At 65.9% G+C, this 19606-nt stretch carries 14 protein-coding genes; 10 read left to right on the plus strand and 4 right to left on the minus strand.

Annotation, left to right across the window (positions count from 1 at the left end):
- Window positions 1-12 precede the first annotated feature (12 nt).
- Genes prsK through FFS68_RS02940 form a run of 3 tightly spaced genes read left to right on the plus strand, consistent with a single transcriptional unit; the run spans window position 13 to window position 5327 of the window.
- Complete coding sequence (prsK, locus tag FFS68_RS02930; RefSeq protein WP_249339996.1) at window positions 13-2106, plus strand: XrtA/PEP-CTERM system histidine kinase PrsK; 2094 nt, start codon at window positions 13-15, stop codon at window positions 2104-2106.
- Window positions 2103-3482 carry a PEP-CTERM-box response regulator transcription factor gene (prsR, locus tag FFS68_RS02935; RefSeq protein ID WP_137751820.1) on the plus strand — a complete coding sequence of 460 codons (1380 nt, stop codon included), beginning with the start codon at window positions 2103-2105 and terminating at the stop codon, window positions 3480-3482. The genes prsK and prsR overlap by 4 nt, the downstream gene beginning before the upstream one ends.
- Window positions 3483-5327, plus strand: coding sequence for a tetratricopeptide repeat protein (locus FFS68_RS02940; protein WP_137751821.1), 1845 nt, complete (start codon window positions 3483-3485; stop codon window positions 5325-5327).
- Window positions 5328-5366: 39 nt separating this feature from the next.
- On the opposite strand, the gene FFS68_RS02945 is transcribed toward FFS68_RS02940, so the two are convergent.
- Window positions 5367-5714 (minus strand): GntR family transcriptional regulator, encoded by a 348-nt coding sequence (locus FFS68_RS02945; RefSeq protein ID WP_137751822.1) that lies wholly within the window; start codon window positions 5712-5714, stop codon window positions 5367-5369.
- Window positions 5715-5785: 71 nt separating this feature from the next.
- On the minus strand, window positions 5786-6367 hold the full coding sequence (locus FFS68_RS02950; protein WP_137751823.1) for a nitroreductase: 582 nt from the start codon (window positions 6365-6367) through the stop codon (window positions 5786-5788).
- Window positions 6368-6532: 165 nt separating this feature from the next.
- On the opposite strand from FFS68_RS02950, the gene FFS68_RS02955 reads away from it, so the two are divergent.
- The 7 genes from FFS68_RS02955 to FFS68_RS02985 all read left to right on the plus strand — a co-directional run bounded on the left by FFS68_RS02955 (window position 6533) and on the right by FFS68_RS02985 (window position 17839).
- Window positions 6533-8368 carry a peptide MFS transporter gene (locus tag FFS68_RS02955; protein ID WP_137751824.1) on the plus strand — a complete coding sequence of 612 codons (1836 nt, stop codon included), beginning with the start codon at window positions 6533-6535 and terminating at the stop codon, window positions 8366-8368.
- 3 nt (window positions 8369-8371) lie between these two features.
- A complete protein-coding gene (locus FFS68_RS02960; RefSeq protein ID WP_137751825.1) occupies window positions 8372-9781 on the plus strand; it encodes an amidohydrolase in 1410 nt (469 codons plus the stop codon).
- On the plus strand, window positions 9778-11079 hold the full coding sequence (locus FFS68_RS02965; protein ID WP_171003725.1) for an amidohydrolase family protein: 1302 nt from the start codon (window positions 9778-9780) through the stop codon (window positions 11077-11079). Before FFS68_RS02960 ends, FFS68_RS02965 begins: the two co-directional genes overlap by 4 nt.
- 142 nt (window positions 11080-11221) lie before the next feature.
- Window positions 11222-11923 carry an NnrU family protein gene (locus FFS68_RS02970; protein WP_137751826.1) on the plus strand — a complete coding sequence of 234 codons (702 nt, stop codon included), beginning with the start codon at window positions 11222-11224 and terminating at the stop codon, window positions 11921-11923.
- A 3-nt stretch (window positions 11924-11926) separates the two neighbouring features.
- Window positions 11927-12442 carry a DUF1003 domain-containing protein gene (locus tag FFS68_RS02975; protein WP_137751827.1) on the plus strand — a complete coding sequence of 172 codons (516 nt, stop codon included), beginning with the start codon at window positions 11927-11929 and terminating at the stop codon, window positions 12440-12442.
- 231 nt (window positions 12443-12673) lie between these two features.
- A complete protein-coding gene (dnaE, locus tag FFS68_RS02980) occupies window positions 12674-16162 on the plus strand; it encodes a DNA polymerase III subunit alpha (RefSeq protein WP_137751828.1) in 3489 nt (1162 codons plus the stop codon).
- 78 nt (window positions 16163-16240) lie between these two features.
- On the plus strand, window positions 16241-17839 hold the full coding sequence (locus tag FFS68_RS02985) for a long-chain fatty acid--CoA ligase (RefSeq protein ID WP_137751964.1): 1599 nt from the start codon (window positions 16241-16243) through the stop codon (window positions 17837-17839).
- Here FFS68_RS02985 and FFS68_RS02990 read toward each other — a convergent pair.
- Entirely contained in the window at window positions 17836-18924 is a 1089-nt protein-coding gene (locus FFS68_RS02990) for a PA0069 family radical SAM protein (RefSeq protein ID WP_137751829.1), read from the minus strand. The two genes, FFS68_RS02985 and FFS68_RS02990, sit on opposite strands and share 4 nt — an antisense overlap.
- Window positions 18925-19073: 149 nt before the next feature.
- Entirely contained in the window at window positions 19074-19598 is a 525-nt protein-coding gene (moaB, locus tag FFS68_RS02995; protein WP_137751830.1) for a molybdenum cofactor biosynthesis protein B, read from the minus strand.
- Window positions 19599-19606: the final 8 nt, after the last annotated feature.

Consider the following 19606-nt stretch of genomic DNA (forward strand, 5'->3'; position numbering starts at 1 on the left):
ATGCTCGGCGGCGTGTCGGAAATTCTCTCGGTGCTGGCAATGGTCGGCTTTTCCGCGGTCGCGCTGTGGCTATTGGCGCGACCACCAGCGCGGATGGCGGCATTGATGCCGGCGCCGCGGATGCTGACGCTCTCGGCCGCCGCTACCGCGCTATGGTGCGCGGTGCTCGCGCTGTTCACGCCCGGATCGTCGCAGGCAATGGTGGCGCAGCCGCTGCGCGACCTGGCGATGCTGGGCTGGCTGGCCACGACCTTCTGGTCACCGGGGGCGCCGATGTCGCGGCCGCTGCGGCTGATCCTGCGGATGCTGGCGACAATTTGCCTGCTGACCCTGGTGCTGGGCGCGGCAGCGCATTGGCGGGCCGGCGCCGCGGCAGAGCCGTGGATGACGCCAACGCTGACCTTTGCCGCGATGATCGTCGCGACCGGCGGGCTGTTGATCGTCGATAGCGGGGTCCGCCACGCGAGTGCCGGCCTGCGGACGCCGGTGATGGCGGTCGCCGGCGGGTTTGCGATGCTGTGGGCCTATGAACTCAACGTCCAGCTGATCGGGGCGCTGACCGGCAAGAGCGCCTCGACCTTGATCCAGTTGCTGCCTGCGGTCGTGCTGCTGATGCTGCCGACCTATATCGTTGCGGCGATGGATATCGGGCGCGAGCGGATGCAGCTGTCGCGGACCGCCGCGATGCGCACGCTGATCTTGCTGGCCGTCGCCGCCTATCTGATCGTCATCGGGTTGACCGGGGCGATCGCGCGGCTGGTCGGCGGCGATTATGCCGAACTGGCCCAGGCGGCATCGCTGGTCGTGGCGCTGGGCACCGGCGGATTGCTGATCGCGTCGGCGCGGGCGCGTGCCTGGCTGTCGGTGATGATCACCAAACATCTTTTCGAACATCGTTACGACTATCGGACCGAGTGGATGCGCTTTACCGCGACGCTGGGTCAGGGCGGCGGCGAGGATGATCGCAACCTCCATCGCCGGGTCGCCAAGGCGCTGGCCGAGCTGACCGGCAGCCCCGGCGCGCTGTTGATGCTGCCCGCCGCCGGGGGCGGCTTTCGTGTTGCCGAACAATGGCATTGGCCGGTCGATGTCGACGCGGACGATGCGGCGCTGTCGTTGCGATCGGCATTCATGTTGCAGGAAACGCGGCACATCGTCGACCTGGATGCCGAGCGCCGGGGGCAATCGGACGAGAATCTGGCGATCCCCGATTGGCTGATCGCCGACCAGCGGGCGTGGGTCGTGGTCCCAATCCTGCATTTCCAGCGCATGATCGCGGTCGTCGTGCTGCACCGTCCACCGGTGTCGCGCGCGCTGGATTGGGAAGATCTCGACGTGCTGCGCATCGCGGGGCAACAGGCGGCGAGCTATCTGGCCGAATCGCAAAGTCAGGAGGCGTTGTCCGAGGCGCGGCGTTTCGACGAATTCAACCGCCGCTTTGCCTTCATCATGCACGACATCAAGAATCTGGCGAGCCAGATCGGCTTGCTCGCGCGCAATGCCGAACGCCATGCCGACAAACCCGACTTTCGCGCCGACATGGTCGAAACGCTGAAGATTTCGGCGGGGCGGCTGAGCGACCTGTTGGTCCGTCTGGCACCGCGCGGGCGCGGACCGGCGGCCGAGGCCGGACGGGTCTTGATCGAACCGATCCTGAACGACATTGCCGCCGAGGCGCGGCCGCGTCGGGCGCTGTTCGTCGGTTGTCAGACCGGCCTGTCGGCGTGGGGCGATGCGGAATCGGTCCGGCAAATTGTCCAGCATCTGGTCGCCAATGCGATTGATGCCTCGGACGCCGGAACCCCGGTCCAGGTCGTCGCGGTCGCCGAGCACGGCCGGGCGCGCATTGATGTGATCGACCAAGGCAGTGGCATGACGCGCAGCTTCATTCGCGACGAGCTGTTCAAACCCTTTGTCTCGACAAAGGACGGCGGGTTTGGATTGGGCGCGTTCGAGGCATTGCAGATCGCGCAGGCGATGGGCGGCGCGATCGGCGTCGAGAGCGAACCAGGCAAGGGGAGCAGCTTCACTTTGTGGCTGCCGCTGGCCGACGCGCATGAGGGTGCGGGCGTCGATGCCCGAATGATGAAAGTGACATCGCAATGAGCGAACCCGCCACCCATATCCGTAAGCTGCTGGTGGTCGAGGATGACCCGGGGCTGCAGACGCAGCTCAAATGGGCGTATGAGGATTATCAGGTGCTGATCGCGGGCGATCATGACGCCGCGATCGAGATGCTGCGCGCCGAGGAGCCCGATGTGGTGACGCTCGACCTGGGGTTGCCGCCCGATCCCGACGGAACGCGCGAGGGCTTTCGCACCCTGACCGCGATCCTCGAGGCGAAGCCCGATACCAAGGTCATCGTCGTGTCGGGACATGGCGAACGCGCCAGTGCGCTGGCGGCGATCGCCAGCGGCGCGTGGGATTTTTACCAAAAGCCGATCGACATCGACGAACTGGGGCTGATCGTGCGGCGGGCGTTCCACGTCCGCGAGTTGGAAGTCGAGAATGCCCGGCTGGCGCAGCAGGGGAGCATCGACAATCGCGTACTTGGCGGGATGATCAGCGGCGCGCCCGAAATGCAAAAGGTCGCGCGGACGATCGAGCGCGTCGCGAACCTCGATGTCAGTGTGATGCTGCTTGGCGCCAGCGGCACCGGCAAGGAATTGCTGGCGCGCGGGCTACACGAGGCAAGCGGGCGCCGCGACGGCGCGTTTGTGGCGATCAATTGCGCCGCGATCCCCGAAAATCTGCTGGAAAGCGAATTGTTCGGGCATGAAAAAGGGGCGTTCACCGGCGCGGTCAAGACCACCGAGGGCAAGATCGAGCTGGCGCATGGGGGCACTTTGTTCCTCGACGAAGTCGGCGATATTCCGCTGCCGTTGCAGGTCAAATTGCTGCGCTTTCTGCAGGAACGCACGATCGAGCGGATCGGCGGGCGCAAGCCGATCGCGGTCGACACCCGCATCGTGTGTGCGACGCACCGCGACCTCGACGCGATGATCGCGGCGCAGAGTTTCCGCGACGACCTCTATTACCGGCTTGCCGAGATGGTGGTGAAAATTCCGTCGCTGGCCGAACGACCGGGCGACCCCGTGCTGTTGGCGCGGCATTTCCTGCACCAATATGCGCCTGAGATGAATCCCGCGGTGCGCGGCTTTGCCCCCGATGCGCTGCAGGCGATCGATGAGGGGCTGTGGCCGGGCAACGTCCGCGAACTGGAAAACCGGATCAAGCGCGCGGTGATCATGGCCGACGGCAAGCTGGTCGCGAAAGACGACCTCGACCTGACGAACGGCGCCGCGCAGGACGGCGAGCAGGCGTGGCTGAACTTGCGCAGCGCGCGCGAGGCAGCCGACCGCGTCGCCATCCGCCGCGCCATGACGCAGAGCGAGGGCAATATTTCGGCCGCCGCCAAGCTGCTCGGGATCAGCCGCCCGACGCTGTACGATCTGCTGAAACAATATCGGATGCACGCCTGAATGAAGCTGGGCCGCGTCTGGACGAGCGCGCTGTTGATCGCGGCGGTGCTGGCGGGATGCGGCGCGCCGCGTCCCGACGCGTCCCGACGCGCCTTTGCCGAGCGCCGCGCCGAATTGCAGGCGGCGATTGCCGATAACCCGCAGGCGATTGCAGAGCGCGTCGAACTGGCGCGGGTCGCGATCCGGCTGGGCGACGGGGTCGGTGCCGAGGCGGCGGTGAAGGGCGCGCTCAGCGCGGGCGGCAATGCCGCGGCGCTGCGGCCGCTCTTGGCGCGCGCCTATGCGATGCAGGGCGAGGGGCAGCGCGCGCTGGAGGCGATCGACGCGGGGCCGGTCATCCCCGAAATGATCGGCGAGGCGGCGTGGGTCGCGGGCGACGTCCATCTGGCGCGCGGCGACCTTGGCGCGGCGCGCGATGCTTACGACCGGGCGGTGCGCGAACTGCCGCGCAACTCGGCGCTGTGGGTCGATGTCGCGCGCTTTCGCGACGCCAATGCCGACACCGCGGGCGCGCGCGATGCGGTCGATTTTGCGATCGAACTCAACAAGGCGAACAGCGCCGCGCTGGCGTACAAGGCCAATCTGATCCGCACCGAGGATGGGCTGACCGCCTCGCTTAAATGGTATGACGATGCGCTGGCGGCCGATCCCGACAATGCCGACGCGCTGATCGACCAGGCGGCGACGCTGGGCGATCTGGGGCGCTATCGCGACATGCTGGTCGCGCTGCGCCACGCCGCGACGATCGTGCCGCGCGATCCGCGGCTGTTCTACCTGCAAGCGGTGCTCGCGGCGCGCGCCGACAATTACCGGCTGGCGCGCAGCCTGCTCCAGCGCGCCCGCGGCGAGATCGACGACGTGCCGGGCTTCATGCTGCTGAGCGCGGTCGTCGAGCTGGAACTGGGCGGTGAGGCGGTGGCGGCGACCTGGGCCGACCGGCTGCTCGCCGAACAGCCGTATAATTTCACCGCGCGGCGCATCCTGGCGGTCGCCAACTGGGCCGATGGCGATGCCGACGGCGCGATCGAGGCGTTGCTGCCGATCGTCGACCGCCCCGACGCCGACAGCTGGTCGCTGTTGATGGCGGCGCGGGCGGCGAGCGAACTGGGGCGGCGCGGCGAGGCAGCCGATTTTCTGGCGCGCGCCGCGACGCTGACGCGCGGTGACGCGCTGCCGTTTGCGCCGGGTGACGACTATGGGCTGCTGACGCAAGCCGCCGATGCCGAGCCGCTGAACCCGGCCGCCGCCATCCCGGCGATCGCCGCCGACATTTTGCGCGGCAATGATGCGTCCGCGATCGCGCGCGCGGCGCGGCTGCGCGATGCCAACCGCGGCGTTGCCGACGCGCATATCCTGCTCGGCGACGCCGCGCTCGCGGGTGGGCGGTTTGACCTGGCGGTACAGGCGTATCGCACCGCGCGCGACCTGGATGCAGGCGAGCGCACGACGCTGCGGCTCGCCAATGCGCTGTTCCGCGCCGGCGATGCCGCGGGGTCAGGCGCCGCGATTCTCGCGCTGCGCGACAGCCAGCCATCGAGCATCGCCGCCGACCGGTTGGCGGGGCATCTGGCAATGGATATCGAACATTGGGACGAAGCGATCGCGCATTTTCAGCGCGTGCGCGACCGGATTGGTGACCGCGATGTGGTTGTCCTGCGCGAATTGGCGCGGGCGTGGGCGGCCAAGGGCGAGGCCGACCGGGCGCTGCCGCTGATCGACCGGGCGTACCGGCTGCAACCGCTCAATGCGGGGGTGATGGGCTTTTACGCTGATTTGCTGGAGAAGCGCGGCAACCGGCAGGCGGCGGCGGATCTGCGCGACAAGGCGGCGCAGGTGGGGCGGTAACCCTATCGTCGCCCCCGCGAAGGCGGGGGCCAGAGACCGTCACGCCTCGGTCAGATCCAGCAACGTCCGTGCGTCGAGGCCGATGCGGCGCATCTGATCGGCGACCGGCGGCCAGACATTGGCGAGGAAATCGGCGCGCATCAGGTCGCGCAGGCGCTCGGTTGCGCCCGGGGCGACGAACATGCCGACGCCGCGCTTGACCGTGACCAGCCCTTCGTCCTGAAAGGTCTGATACGCCTTGGCGACGGTGAGCGGGTTGGCGCCTTCCTCGGCGGCGAGCGAGCGGACCGACGGCAGCATGTCGCCGTCGCGAAAACTGCCATCAAGGATCGCGTTGGCGATGACGTCGCGCAGACGCTGATATACGGGTTTGGACTGATCGAGCATGCCGCCTTAATGCCATAAGACAGCAGCACAGTCAAATGTCGGTTATTACAAAAGGGTGCAGCAGGACGTAACTAAATTTCCCAAGCCCGAACAACATCATCATATTCGGGGCGTGGCCGCTCGTCGAGCGGGCGCGACGGCGAGCCGATGAAGAAATAGCCGACGATCGTGTCGCCGTCCTCCGCGCCGAACGCGGCGGCGACTTGCGGGCTATAGGCGGCCCAGCCGGTCAGCCAGCTGCCGACAAAGCCGTGGGCGTGCGCGGCGTGGAGCAGGTTCATGCCGACCGCACCCGCCGACATCTGTTGCTCCCACACCGGAATCTTGGCGCCCGCGGCCGGGGTCGACAGCAGCACGAGCAGGCTGGGCGCCTGATTCGCGAACTGGTCGAGCGCCGACAGGTCGAGCCCGGCGGCGCCGGGATTTTCCTGGACCCACGCGGTTTTGAGCAGCGTCGCCAGGGCTTCGCGCTGGTCGGCGGCGACGGTGACGATGCGCCAGGGGGCGAGCTTGCCATGGTCGGGGGTGCGGAGTGCGAGGGCGATGATGTCGTGCAATGCGGCGGCGTCGGGGCCGGGGGCGATCATGTCGCGCGCCTTGCCCGATCGGCGGGTCGCGAGGTGGGAGCGGAGCGAGGTGGTGTCGTTGAACATCGCGTCCATGTGGCGGCAGGGCGGGGCGCACGCAACCCCGACAATGCGTCGGACCGATGGTTTCACGCGCAATTAGATTCTTCCCATACGCAATTTTCGCGCTAGGTTGCCCCATTCGCGCGGCGGGGAGCCGCGTCTACGATAATAGCGAAAAGGGACGCTTTGATGAAAGATATGGGCCTTTGGGACGAAGGCGACTGGATTGCGGTGATTGCGCTGGTCGTTTTGGGTGCCTTTCTAAGCGCCGGCGCGTTGATTGCGGGCAGCAAAAAACCCGAATTCGCCGGCCACCCCAAGGGCCTTTACATGCTCTTTTTTGCCGAGATGTGGGAACGCTTCTCCTATTACGGCATGCGTGCGATCCTGATCTTCTATCTTACCCAGCATTGGCTGTTCTCGGACAGTAAATCGAGCCTCGTTTATGGTGCCTATACCAGCCTGGTCTATATTACGCCGGTGCTCGGCGGCTATCTCGCCGATCGGTATCTGGGCCAACGCAAGGCCGTGCTGTTTGGCGGCTTGTTGCTGGCAGTCGGCCATAGCCTGATGGCCGTCGAGGGCGTGGGAGGGCAGGATGATCCGACGATCAACGTCTTTTGGGCCGCGCTCGCTTTCATCATCGTCGGCTCGGGTTTCCTGAAAGCCAATATCTCGGTGATGGTCGGCCAGCTGTATCGGCTGACCGACGTTCGCCGCGACGGCGCCTATACGATCTTCTACATGGGCATCAACGTCGGCGCGGCGCTCGGCACAATCCTGGTTGGCTATCTGGGCCAGCGGATCGGCTGGGGTTATGGCTTCGGTCTCGCCGGCATCGGTATGCTCGCCGGGCTCGTCGTGTTCGTGCTTGGCAAGAGCGCGCTCAAAGGCGCTGGTGAAGCGCCCGCTCCACTGTCGCGTCCGCGCGAACTGACGCTCTATGCCGTCGGCCTCGGCGCCGTCGCGGTGATCTGGGCGCTCGTCCAGTATCAGGACATCATCCAGAACCTGTTGCTTGTCTCGGGCATCTTGTTGCTGGGTTATGTCGTCATGGTGGCGACGTTCCAGCTGCCCTACGGATCGATAGGATCAGGCCCGCGCAGCCGGGTCAACGTCGCGATCGCGGGCCTAGTGCTGATGCTGTTCCTGCCGCTGGCGCTCATTCTGGAACTCGGCATTGCCAGCGGCCCCGTCGCGCTCGGGCTTGCGCCCGCGGCATGGGTGGCGTTGCTCGGCTTTCTCCTGCTCCTTGGCGTGATGGTGATCGAGAAGTTCAACCGCGAGGACCATGCCCGCGACCGGATGTTCGCGATCCTGTTCCTGATTGCCTTGAACCCGCTGTTCTGGGGGCTGTTCGAACAGGCGGGCGGATCGATGAACCTGTTCACCGACCGCTATGTCGATCGCGGCGCCGTTCCGGCTTCTATCTTCCAGTCGATCAACCCGATCTACATCATCCTGCTCGCCCCGATCTTCGCAGTGTTGTGGCAGTGGCTGGGCAAAAATGGTCGCGAGCCTTCGGCACCCGCGAAGTTCGGTCTGGCGCTGGCGCAGATGGGGCTCGCCAACCTGATCCTCGTGTGGGGCGCTCAGGCCTTTGGCGTTGCCGCGATGACGCCGGTCCTCTTTGTCTTCCTCTATTATCTCCTCGCGACCACCGGTGAGCTGTGCCTCAGCCCGGTCGGCCTTTCGGCGATGAACCGGCTGGCGCCGACGTTCGTCGCTTCGCTGATCATGGGCGCGTGGTTCTATATGACCGCGGTCGGCAATTTCGTCGCCGGCAAGATCGGCGAGGCAACCGGCGGGCATGGCGGCGAGATGAGCAAGGCCAAGCTCTTGGAGATTTACGAGATGTTCGGCTGGATCGCGATTGGCGCGGCGGTGGCGGTACTGCTGGTCAGCCCGATCGTGAAGCGGTGGATGCATCTCGACACGCTGCGCGATCGCGACGAGATCGCAGGGGCAGGCGAACTGGGCGAACCGCAGGCCGCGGGCGTTCATCCCGAACCCAAGGGAGCATAGTCGATGATCCGCGGTGTGAAGGGCAGCCTGCTGGCTGCGGTGTCGCTGGCGCTTGTCGGCTGCGCGGCGAGCGGCAGCGAGGCGAAATCGGCGAGCGACAAGCCCGCTGCTGCCGAAAAGCCGGTCAAGTTCGACAAGGATCCCTATCCGTCGACCTATCGCCCCTATGGCGGGCGGCCGACCGCGGTGCGGGGCGTGACGATCTTTGACGGCGAAGGCGGACGGATCGACAATGGCGTCGTGCTATTTGCGGGCGGCAAGGTCGAGGCGGTCGGCGGCGCCGACACCGCGATCCCCGCCGACTTCGACGTGATCGACGGCAGCGGCAAGTTCGTCACCCCCGGGATCATCGACATCCACAGCCATCTGGGGGACTATCCCTCACCCAGCGTCGAAGCCCATTCGGACGGCAATGAGGCGACCAGCCCGACGACCCCCGAAGTGTGGTCCGAACATAGCGTCTGGCCGCAGGATCCGGGGTTCAGTCGCGCGCTCGCCAATGGCGGCGTGACGGCGCTGCAGGTGCTGCCGGGCAGCGCCAATTTGATGGGCGGTCGCTCGATCACGCTGAAAAACGTGCCGTCGCGCACGGTGCAGGGAATGAAATTCCCCGGCGCGCCTTATGGTATGAAAATGGCGTGCGGCGAGAATCCGAAGCGCGTCTATGGCGGCAAGGGCCGCGCGCCGTCGACCCGCATGGGCAATTTCGCGGTCAACCGCGCGACCTGGCAGAAAGCCGCGGCGTACAAGAAAAAGATGGACGACGGGAAGGCCGTCGATCGCGATCTGGCGATGGAGACGCTGGCCGGGGTGCTGGCGGGCGAAATCCTGGTCCACAACCATTGCTACCGCGCCGACGAAATGGCGCTGGTGATCGATATGTCGAAGGAATTCGGCTATAAAGTATCGACCTTTCACCACGCGGTCGAAAGCTACAAGATCGCCGACATTCTGGCCAAAGAAGGCATTTGTTCGGCGATGTGGGCCGACTGGTGGGGCTTCAAGATGGAAGCCTATGACAGCGTGAACGAAAATATCCCGCTGGTGTACAAGGCAGGTGCGTGCACGATCGTCCATTCGGACGACGCCAACCAGATCCAGCGGCTGAACCAGGAAGCCGCGAAAGCGCGCGCCGCGGGGCGCCGCATGGGGATCGACGTCAGCGACGAACAGGCGTGGACCTGGCTGTCGTATAACCCCGCCAAGGCGCTCGGCATCGGTGACAAGACGGGCAGCCTGAAGGCGGGCAAGATGGCCGACGTCGTGCTGTGGAACGGCAATCCGTTCAGCGCCTATACGCGGCCCGAAAAAGTGTGGGTCGATGGCGCGTTGATGTTCGATGCGTTCGATCCGAAACGCCGCCCGGTGAGCGATTTCGAGCTGGGCCAGCCCGGCGAGGGAGATGTGAAATGATGCGGGCGCTGTTTCTTTCCGCCGCGGCGCTGATCGCGGTTTCCGCCGCGGCCCAAGACATCGCCATTACCAACGCCAAGCTCGTCATCGGTGACGGCAGTGCGCCGATCGAGGGCGGCACCGTCGTTGTGCGCGGCGGCAAGGTCGTTGCCGCGGGCGCCGGGGTTGCGGTTCCCGCCGGGATCGAGCGGGTCGATGCCGGTGGCCGCTGGGTCACCCCGGGGATCGTCGCGGCGTTCAGCCGCGTCGGGCTGGTCGAGGTCGATGCGGTGACCGGCACCAACGATCGCAATGCGCCGCGGACGCGCTTTTCGGCGGGGCTCGACATCGCGCCCGCGCTCAACCCGATGGGATCGCCGGTTGCGGTCAACCGCGCCTCCGGCGTCACCCGCGCCATCGTCGCGCCGGGGGGCAGCAGCAATTTGTTCGCCGGCCAGGGCGCGGTCGTTGATCTGGCCGATGATATGGACATGGTGACCAAGCCGCGCGCGCTGCAATTTGTGGCGTTCGGCGAGGCGGGATCGGCGAAGGCGGGCGGCAGCCGCGCCGCGACCTTCCTGTTGTTCCGCGAACAATTGCTGGCCGCGCGCAGCTATGCCCGTGGGTCCGCGACGCTCGCCGAATGGGGCAATGACGCGATGATCCAGCGCGCCGATGCCGATGCGCTGGTGCAGGTGATCAATGGCACGACGCCGCTGTTCGTGCGCGTCGACCGCGCCGCCGATATCGTCAATGTGCTGAAACTGCGGCAGGAATTTCCGGCGCTGAAACTGGTGCTGGTCGGGGTCACCGAAGGCTGGCTGGTCGCGCGCGAACTGGCGGCGGCAAAGGTGCCGGTGCTGGTGTCGCCGCTGACCGACCTCCCGGCGAGTTTCGAGCAGCTGGGCGCGACACAATCGAACGCGGGCCGCTTGAAGGCCGCGGGGGTCGACGTGTCGGTTGGGGTGTTCGACGACGATGACGCGCACAAGATGGGCTATGCGACCCAATATGCCGGCAATCTGGTCGGGCTGGCGCGCCTGCCCGGCGCCAGCGGGATGACGTGGGATCAGGCGTTCGCGTCGATCAGCAGCGCCCCGGCGCGCGCGGTCGGCATGGAGGCCAGCATCGGGTCGCTGCGCCCCGGCCGCGTCGGCGACGTCGTGGTGTGGGACAATGACCCGCTCGAGCTGGGCAGCCGCCCGACCGCGATCTGGATCGACGGCAAGGCGCAGTCGCTGACGACGCGGCAGGACCGGCTGCGCGACCGTTATGCAACGCCGGGCGAAGGCGCATTGCCCAAGGCTTATGATCGGTAGGTTGGACGTCAATCGCTTTGTTCGTCATCCCGGCGAAGGCCGGGATCTCACCGTGGCTCGATAACGCAGCGGCGAGATCCCGGCCTTCGCCGGGATGACGTGACATGATATGGGCGTCCCTTGGCAGAGGAGGGGCTTTTCCATGCAACCAATGTCGCTTTTGATCACCACCTGCGTGTTGTTTGTCGGCTCGCACCTCGCTTTGTCGCATCCGCTGCGCGAGGGGCTCGCCACCCGGCTTGGCGAGCGCGGGTTTCAGATCGTCTATTCGATCGTCGCGATCGCGTGCCTGATCATGCTGGTCCAGGCGTGGCGCGGGATGCCGCCCGAACCGCCTTTATGGGCGGTCGGCGATGCGCTGTGGATCATCGCGTCGGCGCTGGTGCTGTTCGCGAGCATCCTGTTCATGGGGTCGCTGATCGGCAATCCGGCGCTGCCCGCGCCAAGCGCCGCCGCGGCAGCCCAGAACGCGCCGCGCGGGGTGTTCGCGATCACCCGCCACCCGATGATGTGGGGCTTTGCGCTGTGGGCGGTGGCGCATGTCATGGTGATGCCGACTGCGGCGCAGATCATCCTGTCGGGCACGGTCGTGTTTCTGGCGCTGGTCGGTTCGGCGGGGCAAGATGTCAAAAAGGCGCGGCTGATGGGCGACAGCTGGCGGCATTGGGCGGCGCGGACGAGCTTTGTTCCCTTTGCGCGGCAGATCGGCGGCGCCACCCCGTTGGGCGACACGATCCCGCGTCCGCACGCGCTGTTCGGCGGCGTCGTGCTGTGGCTGGTGGCGACATGGGGGCATGGCGCGCTCGGTTATATGGTTGCAGGCATCTGGCGCTGGATGGGTTAGGGTGTGAACGCCGACGCTCATGCCTCCGACCTCGCACTACGGCTGCTCGGACGGTCTTATGACGAGCTTGATGCCGAGGAGCGCCGCGTCATTGCCGCGATTGCCGCGCATGAACCGACGAGCCGCGATGCGGGAGATATCGACGACAGCCAAGCAAGTTTTGGCGCGCGCCTGTCCGATCGCGTCGCCGCGGTCGGCGGCTCATGGGCCTTCATCATCCTGTTCACCGTCGTGCTGCTGGGGTGGATGTTGCTCAATTCGGAAGTGCTGGCGCGCGGGGGGATGGCGTTCGATCCCTATCCGTTCATTTTCCTGAACCTGATGCTGTCGACGCTGGCCGCGGTGCAGGCGCCGATCATCATGATGAGCCAGAACCGCACGTCGGCAAAGGACCGGCTGGCGGCGAGCCTGGATTATGAAATCAACCTGCGCGCCGAGCTGGAGATCATGCGATTGCATCACAAGATCGATGCGTTGGTGGAGAAGGTTGACGGGTTGGGGAGCGAACCAAAGGGCTGAGATTGGCAGCTTTGACGAAGTGCGCTGCCATTGCCGTTCTCGGTTGCCTCGGGCTAGGGCCGCGATCCGGTCGGCGTGTGCTCCGGGCCATCATGCCAAAGTTCAGTAAAGTTTCGCCTAGGTGTTTGGTCCCGGCATTTGATGGTGCATTATTCAGCCAGGAATGGAAGGATGCACTAAGGGCCAGATGGTCACTTCCCCGAATCGTTCAACCCGCATAGCGTCGCCGCCATGGCCTACAGCCCCTTTGTCCCCCTGCGCGTCTTTTCCAGCTACACGATGCTCGAAGGAGCGATCGAGCCGAAGGCGATCGCCAAAGCCGCGCGTGAGCGTGGATTTCCGGCGATTGCGATCTGCGACCGCAACGGGCTGTACGGCGCGATGGCGTTTGGCGACGCGTGCAAGGCGGCGGGGGTGCAGCCGATCGTCGGCGCGCTGCTCAGCGTCGCGCGGCCGGGGCAGCGGCTGGCGAACGGCGCGCCGCTGATCGACTGGCTGGCGCTCTATGCGCAGGATGCGACCGGTTATGGCAATTTGTGCGCGCTGGTGTCCGAAGCGCATTTGGGCCGTCCGGTCGAACTGGATCCGCACGTTACGCTGGCCGCCATGGCGGGGCGGACCGATGGGCTGATCTGCCTGACCGCGGGCGGCGAGGGGGCGTTGACGCGGCTGCTGGCGGGCGAGCAGGCGACCGCGGCGAATGACTATGTCGAGCAGCTGGAGGCGCTGTTCGCCGGGCGGCTGTACATCGAACTGGCGCGGCGCGGTGACGCGGCCGAAATGGCTGCCGAAAAGGCGCTGATCGACCTGGCCTACGCACGCGCGCTGCCGCTGGTCGCGACCAATCCGGCGAGCTTTGTCGAACCGCAATTCCACCCCGCGCACGACGCGATGCTGTGCATCGCGCAATCGGCCTATGTCGAAAGCACCGACCGGCGGGTGAGCAGTCCCGAAGCGTGGCTGAAGCCCGCCGAGGCGATGGAGGATGCGTTTTCGGACCTGCCCGAGGCGATGTGCAACAGCCTGGTGGTCGCGCAGCGCTGCGCCTTCATGGCGCCCAACCGCGCCCCAATCCTGCCGAGTCTGGCCGGAGACCGCGAGGCCGAGGCGGCGCAGCTGGCGCGCGACGCGCGCGATGGGCTCGAGGTGCGGCTGGCGCTCTATGCCGAGCTGTCGGACGACGAGCGCCAGACCTATATCGATCGGCTCGATTTCGAGGTCGGGGTCATCACCCAGATGGGTTTCCCCGGCTACTTCCTGATCGTGGCCGATTTCATCAAATGGGCGAAGGCGCATGATATTCCGGTCGGGCCGGGGCGCGGGTCGGGCGCGGGTTCGGTGGTCGCCTGGGCGCTGACGATTACCGATCTCGATCCGTTGAAACTCGGGCTGCTGTTTGAACGCTTCCTCAATCCCGAACGCGTGTCGATGCCCGATTTCGACATCGATTTCTGCGAAACGCGGCGCGGCGAAGTGATCCGCTATGTGCAGGAGAAATATGGCCGCGACACCGTGGCGCAGATCATCACCTTCGGAAAACTGAAGGCGCGCGCGGTGCTCAAGGACACCGGGCGCGTGCTGCAGATGAGCTATGGCCAGGTCGACCGGCTGGCGAAGCTGGTGCCCAATCATCCGACCGATCCCTGGACGCTCGAACGCGCGCTGAACGGCGTCAGCGAGCTGATGACGGAGTATAAGCAGGACGACGGGGTGCGCCGCCTGTTCGACATGGCGCGCCAGCTGGAAGGCCTGCCGCGCCACAGTTCGACCCACGCCGCCGGCGTGGTGATCGGCGACCGCCCGCTGGACCAGCTCGTCCCGCTCTATCGCGACCCGCGGTCGGACATGCCGGTGACCCAGTTCGACATGAAATATGTCGAGAGCGCCGGGCTGGTGAAGTTCGACTTTCTCGGGCTGAAGACATTGTCGGTGCTGAAAGAGGCGCGGCGGTTGCTCGCGCTGCGCGGGATCGACGTCGATCTCGACACGCTGGCGTGGGACGACAGCGCGGTTTACGAGTTGCTGCAACGCGGTGAGACGGTCGGGGTGTTCCAGCTGGAATCCGAAGGGATGCGGCGCACCCTGTCGGCGGTGAAACCAACCAATTTCGGCGACATCATCGCGCTCGTCGCGTTGTATCGTCCGGGGCCGATGGACAATATCCCGCTGTTCGGGGCGCGCAAGAACGGGCGCGAGGCGATCGCCTATCCGCACCCGCTGCTCGAAGAGATCCTCGCCGAAACCTATGGCATCTTTGTCTATCAGGAACAGGTGATGCAGGCGGCGCAGATCCTTGCCGGTTACAGCCTCGGCGGCGCCGACCTGCTGCGCCGCGCGATGGGCAAGAAGGTCCAGGCCGAAATGGACGCGCAGCGCGACACCTTTGTCAAAGGGTGCGGCGAGCATAACCAGATCGAACCCAAGGCGGCGAACGAGCTGTTTGATTTGATCGACAAGTTCGCGGGCTATGGTTTCAACAAGAGCCATGCTGCGGCTTATGCGTTGCTGTCCTATCAGACCGCTTGGCTGAAGGCGCATTATCCGCACGAATTTTTTGCGGCATCAATGTCATTCGACAGCCATCAGACCGACAAGCTGTCGATCTTTATCGACGACATGCGGCGGCTGGGCATCGACGTCGCGCCGCCGTCGATCAACGACAGCGAGGCCGATTTTTCGGTCGGACAAAGCGGCGATGCGCTGATGGTCCGGTTCGCGCTGGGCGCGCTGAAGGGCGTCGGCGAAAAGGCGATGGAAGCACTGGTCGCCGAACGGCAGGCAAGGGGTGATTTCGCCTGCCTTGACGATTTTGCGGCGCGGATCGATCCCAAGCAGCTCAACCGGCGCCAGATCGAGGCGCTGGCGGGGGCGGGGGCGTTCGATAGCGTCGAGCCCGACCGGCCGCGCGCCTTTGCCGGTGCCGAGAGCCTGCTGGCGTGCGCCAACGCATCGGCGCACGAGCGATCGACCGGGCAGGGCGGACTGTTCGGCGGCGATGTCGACGTGGCGCCGGTGCTGCAACTGCCCGCGGCCGAACCCTGGACGCTCGCCGAGCGGATGACGCGCGAAAAGGAAGCCTTCGGTTTCTATTTCTCGTCGCACCCGGTCGAGCAATATGAAGCGATTGTCGCGGCGCGCGGCGCGCGGACCTATGGCGACATTTGCGCTCAGGTCGAAATGTCGCCGGGCACGCGCATCCCGATGACGATGGCAGGGATGGTCGAAAGCGCCAAGGCGCGGGTGTCGCAGCGCGGCAACCGGTTCCTGAACCTGACGCTGTCCGACCGCAGCGGGCAATTTCAGTCGAGCTGTTTCGACGAACAGACGTGCAAACTGCTGGAAGCGCTGGCGGTCGATGGCGGCTGCGCGATGTTGGCGGTCGAACTTGACCTGCTCGAAGGCGAAGAGACGCCGCGCGTGACGGTGCGCGGCGCGCAGCCGCTGGCCGAGATCGCGGCGACGGCGGCGCTGGAACTGACCTGCCGCGTGGCGCTGCCCGAGGCGATTGCCGAAATGACGCGCCTGTTGGAAAGGCGCGACGATGCGCGGGGCCGCGTGATCATCGTGACCGAGGATTTGGCCAGCGGCGACGACATCCGCGTCAACCTGGGCCGCGGCTTTGCGCTTGGCCCCGATGTCGTCGCGCGGTTGGCGATGGTTGCGGGGATCACCGAAACCGCGCTGTCGCTGGTGACGCCGCGCGACTTTCGGGTGCGCTAACCCCCTTCGCGCTTGCGCCGGGCGCGTTCCTCGCCTTATTCTTGGGGCAAACAAGAGAGGAATGCCCAAATGTCCGGAATGCAAAGCCAGCCGCTGCTGGTCACCAGCCTGATCGACCATGCCGCGCGCGAACATGCGGGGCGCGAAATCGTGTCGCGCTGGGCCGATGGCAGCGTCACGCGATCGAACTGGGGCGAGGTCGGGCAGGATGCGCGGCGCTTTGCGGCAGCGATGGTCAGACTGGGCATGGCCAAGGGCGACCGCATCGCGACGCTGGCGATGAACCACGGCCATCATCTGGTCAGCTGGTACGGCAGCGCGGGCATCGGCGGGGTGCTGCACACGGTGAACCCGCGGCTGTTCGACGAACAACTGGTCTATATCATCAACCACGCCGAGGACCGCGTGCTGCTGTTCGACGCGATGTTCCTGCCGATCGTCGAGCGGCTGCGCAGCCAGTTGCCGACCGTCGAGCATTTCATCCTGTTCGATGCGCCCGCGCAGGACGGTTATCTGGCGTACCGCGACCTGATCGATGCCGAGGATGGCAGTTTTGCGTGGGTCGAGCTCGACGAGCGCGATCCGGTCGGGCTCTGCTACACCAGCGGCACGACGGGCAATCCCAAGGGGGTGCTCTACGAGCATCGCTCGAACGTCATCCACGCGATCACCGAAATTCAGCCCGACGTGTTCGACATGTCGAACCGCAGCGTGATCCTGCCGATCGTGCCGATGTTCCACGCCAACAGCTGGGGCATTCCCTTTGCGGCGGCAACGGTGGGGGCGAAGCTGGTCTTTTCGGCGACCAATGATGCGGCGGTGCTGTGCGATCTGATGCATAGCGAGGGGGTTACGCATAGCGCCGGGGTGCCGACGGTGTGGATCGCGATGTTTGCGCATATGGACGCGACCGGGATTGATTATGGCAAGCTGCACCGCGTCATCATCGGCGGGTCGGCCTGCCCACGCGCGATGATCGAACGCTTCATGAAAGCGGGGATCGACGTCGGCCACGCGTGGGGGATGACCGAAACCAGCCCGATCGGCACGATGGGCAAGCGGCCGTGGAACTGGGACGAGATGAGTTTCGACGAGCGCGTCGATGTTGTGGCGCGGCAGGGCTGTCCGCCGTTCGGGGTCGAGCTGCGCATCGTCGACGACGCGGACAACGAACTGCCGCGTGACGGGGTGACGAGCGGGCGGCTGCAGTGCCGCGGGCCGTGGATCATCCAGCGCTATTTCAAGGCCGACAGCGACGCCGCTGACGCCGACGGCTGGTTCGACACCGGCGACGTGTCGGTGATCCACCCCGACGGCGTCATGCAGATCACCGACCGCGCCAAGGATGTGATCAAGTCGGGCGGCGAATGGATTTCGTCGATCGAGCTGGAAAATGCCGCGGTCGGCGCACCGGGGGTGCAGGAAGCCGCCGCGGTCGGCGTCTATCACCCGAAGTGGGACGAGCGGCCGATTCTGCTGATCGTCAGGAAACCGGGTGCCGAGGTGAGCGAGGCGAGTGTCGTCGAATATCTGAAGGACAAGATCGCCAAATGGTGGCTGCCCGACGAGGTCGTGTTCGTCGATGAGCTGCCGCACACCGCGACGGGCAAGATTTTGAAGCGGCAGATCCGCGACGATTATAAGGATTACAAGCTGAAGTCGCTGGCCGAGGCCTAAAATAGCTCCATCTGCCCATCCCTTTCCGGCGGCCTAAACAGGTCGCTCCGCAGCGGCGGGAAGCGGCGGTCCATGCCATGTTCGCGCGCCGCGCGTTTGACGCGGGTGCGGATCAGCTGGGCCCAGACGCCTTGTCCTTTCATCCGCGTAAAGAACCCCGCGTCATTGTCGCGGCCGCCGCGGATGTCCTGGACCATATGCATCACCTTGTCGGCGCGATCGGGATAATGCGCGGCGAGCCATGCGCGGAACAGCGGCGCGACCTCATAGGGCAGACGCATCAGGATATACGAGGCACGGATCGCACCGGCCTCGGCGGCGGCGGCCATGATTGCCTCAATCTCGTGATCGGTGATCGCGGGGATGATCGGCGAAATATTGACCTGCGCCGGCACCCCGGCGTCGATCAGTTGGCGGATCGCGGCGAGACGGCGGCGCGGGTGCGGTGCGCGGGGCTCCAGCGTCCGCGCAAGGACCGGGTCGAGCGTGGTGACCGAGACCGCGACCCCGACCAGATTGTCGCGCGCCATCGCCGCGAGCAGGTCAACGTCGCGCAGCAGCCGGTCGGACTTGGTGGTGATGAGCAGCGGGTGCCGCGTTTCGGCAAGCACTTCCATCACCGACCGCGTGATGCCCCATTCGCGCTCGATCGGCTGGTAACCGTCGGTGTTGGTACCGATCGCCAGCGGCGCCGCGCTGTAACCGCGCTTCGCCAACTCGGCACGCAGCAGCCTGGCCGCGTCGGGCTTTGCGAACAGGCGGCTTTCAAAATCGAGGCCGGGCGACAGGTCGTGAAAGGCGTGGGTCGGGCGCGCGTAGCAATAGATGCAGCCATGCTCGCAGCCGCGATAGGGGTTGATCGAGCGGTCGAAACCGATGTCGGGCGAGTTGTTGCGCGCGATGATCGTTTTGGGATGCTCGACGGTGACTGTGGTGCGCAGCGGCGGCAGCGCGCCGTCGATCAGCTCGGCTGTATCGAGCCAGTCGCCGTCGGCCTCGCGGTCGAGCGATCCGGTGCGCGTCGGGCGCGGGTTATTGGGCGCGCCGCGGCCCGAGATCGGGGGGAGGGGTTCGGTTGAGTCCATCGGCGAAGAATATCGCGCCAACCAGAACAAAGAAAGAACATTTGCACTCGTCATTCCCGCGAAAGCGGGAACCCAGTCCCGCCCTTCCAGGCATGCGCCACGCCGCTCTGGGTCCCCGCTTTCGCGGGGATGACGAAATTAGCGTGGGGTCATTCCATCAACCGCGGCATCAGTTCGACGAAATTGCACGGCTTGTGGCGGCTATCGAGCTGGGTTGCCAAAATGCCTTCCCACGCATCGGTCACCGCCCCGGTCGAACCGGGCAGCGCAAAGATGTACGTGCCCCGCGCGACGACGGCGCAGGCGCGCGACTGGATCGTCGAGGTGCCGATCGTCTGATAGCTGAGCCAGCGGAACAGCTCACCGAAGCCGGGAATATCCTTGCCGTCGAGCCGGTGCAGTGCCTCGGGGGTCACGTCGCGGCCCGTCAGCCCGGTGCCGCCGGTGGTGATGACGACGTCAACCTCGGGGTCGTCGATCCAGTTGTGGAGGCGCGAGACGATCAGGTCGGTTTCGTCGCGGATGATCGCGCGCGCCGCCAGAATATGCCCCGCGGCGGTCAGCAAGTCTGCGAGCTTATCGCCCGAGCGATCCTCGGCCGCGCTGCGGCTGTCCGAAATCGTCAGCAGCGCGATGCGGACCGGTTTGAAGACAAGGCTTTCGTCGATCGGCATCGGGCGAT

It is taken from the genome of Sphingopyxis sp. L1A2A (assembly GCF_005502465.1).
Classification (GTDB): Bacteria; Pseudomonadota; Alphaproteobacteria; order Sphingomonadales; family Sphingomonadaceae; genus Sphingopyxis.

Bases quoted from the DNA above. Each gene is read 5' to 3' on its own strand.
- prsR (WP_137751820.1), top strand. From the start codon at position 2,103: ATGAGCGAACCCGCCACCCATATCCGTAAGCTGCTGGTGGTCGAGGAT.
- FFS68_RS02940 (WP_137751821.1), top strand. From the start codon at position 3,483: ATGAAGCTGGGCCGCGTCTGGACGAGCGCGCTGTTGATCGCGGCGGTG.
- FFS68_RS02945 (WP_137751822.1), bottom strand. From the start codon at position 5,714: ATGCTCGATCAGTCCAAACCCGTATATCAGCGTCTGCGCGACGTCATC.
- FFS68_RS02950 (WP_137751823.1), bottom strand. From the start codon at position 6,367: ATGTTCAACGACACCACCTCGCTCCGCTCCCACCTCGCGACCCGCCGA.
- FFS68_RS02955 (WP_137751824.1), top strand. From the start codon at position 6,533: ATGAAAGATATGGGCCTTTGGGACGAAGGCGACTGGATTGCGGTGATT.
- FFS68_RS02960 (WP_137751825.1), top strand. From the start codon at position 8,372: ATGATCCGCGGTGTGAAGGGCAGCCTGCTGGCTGCGGTGTCGCTGGCG.
- FFS68_RS02965 (WP_171003725.1), top strand. From the start codon at position 9,778: ATGATGCGGGCGCTGTTTCTTTCCGCCGCGGCGCTGATCGCGGTTTCC.
- FFS68_RS02970 (WP_137751826.1), top strand. From the start codon at position 11,222: ATGCAACCAATGTCGCTTTTGATCACCACCTGCGTGTTGTTTGTCGGC.
- dnaE (WP_137751828.1), top strand. From the start codon at position 12,674: ATGGCCTACAGCCCCTTTGTCCCCCTGCGCGTCTTTTCCAGCTACACG.
- FFS68_RS02985 (WP_137751964.1), top strand. From the start codon at position 16,241: ATGCAAAGCCAGCCGCTGCTGGTCACCAGCCTGATCGACCATGCCGCG.
- FFS68_RS02990 (WP_137751829.1), bottom strand. From the start codon at position 18,924: ATGGACTCAACCGAACCCCTCCCCCCGATCTCGGGCCGCGGCGCGCCC.
- moaB (WP_137751830.1), bottom strand. From the start codon at position 19,598: ATGCCGATCGACGAAAGCCTTGTCTTCAAACCGGTCCGCATCGCGCTG.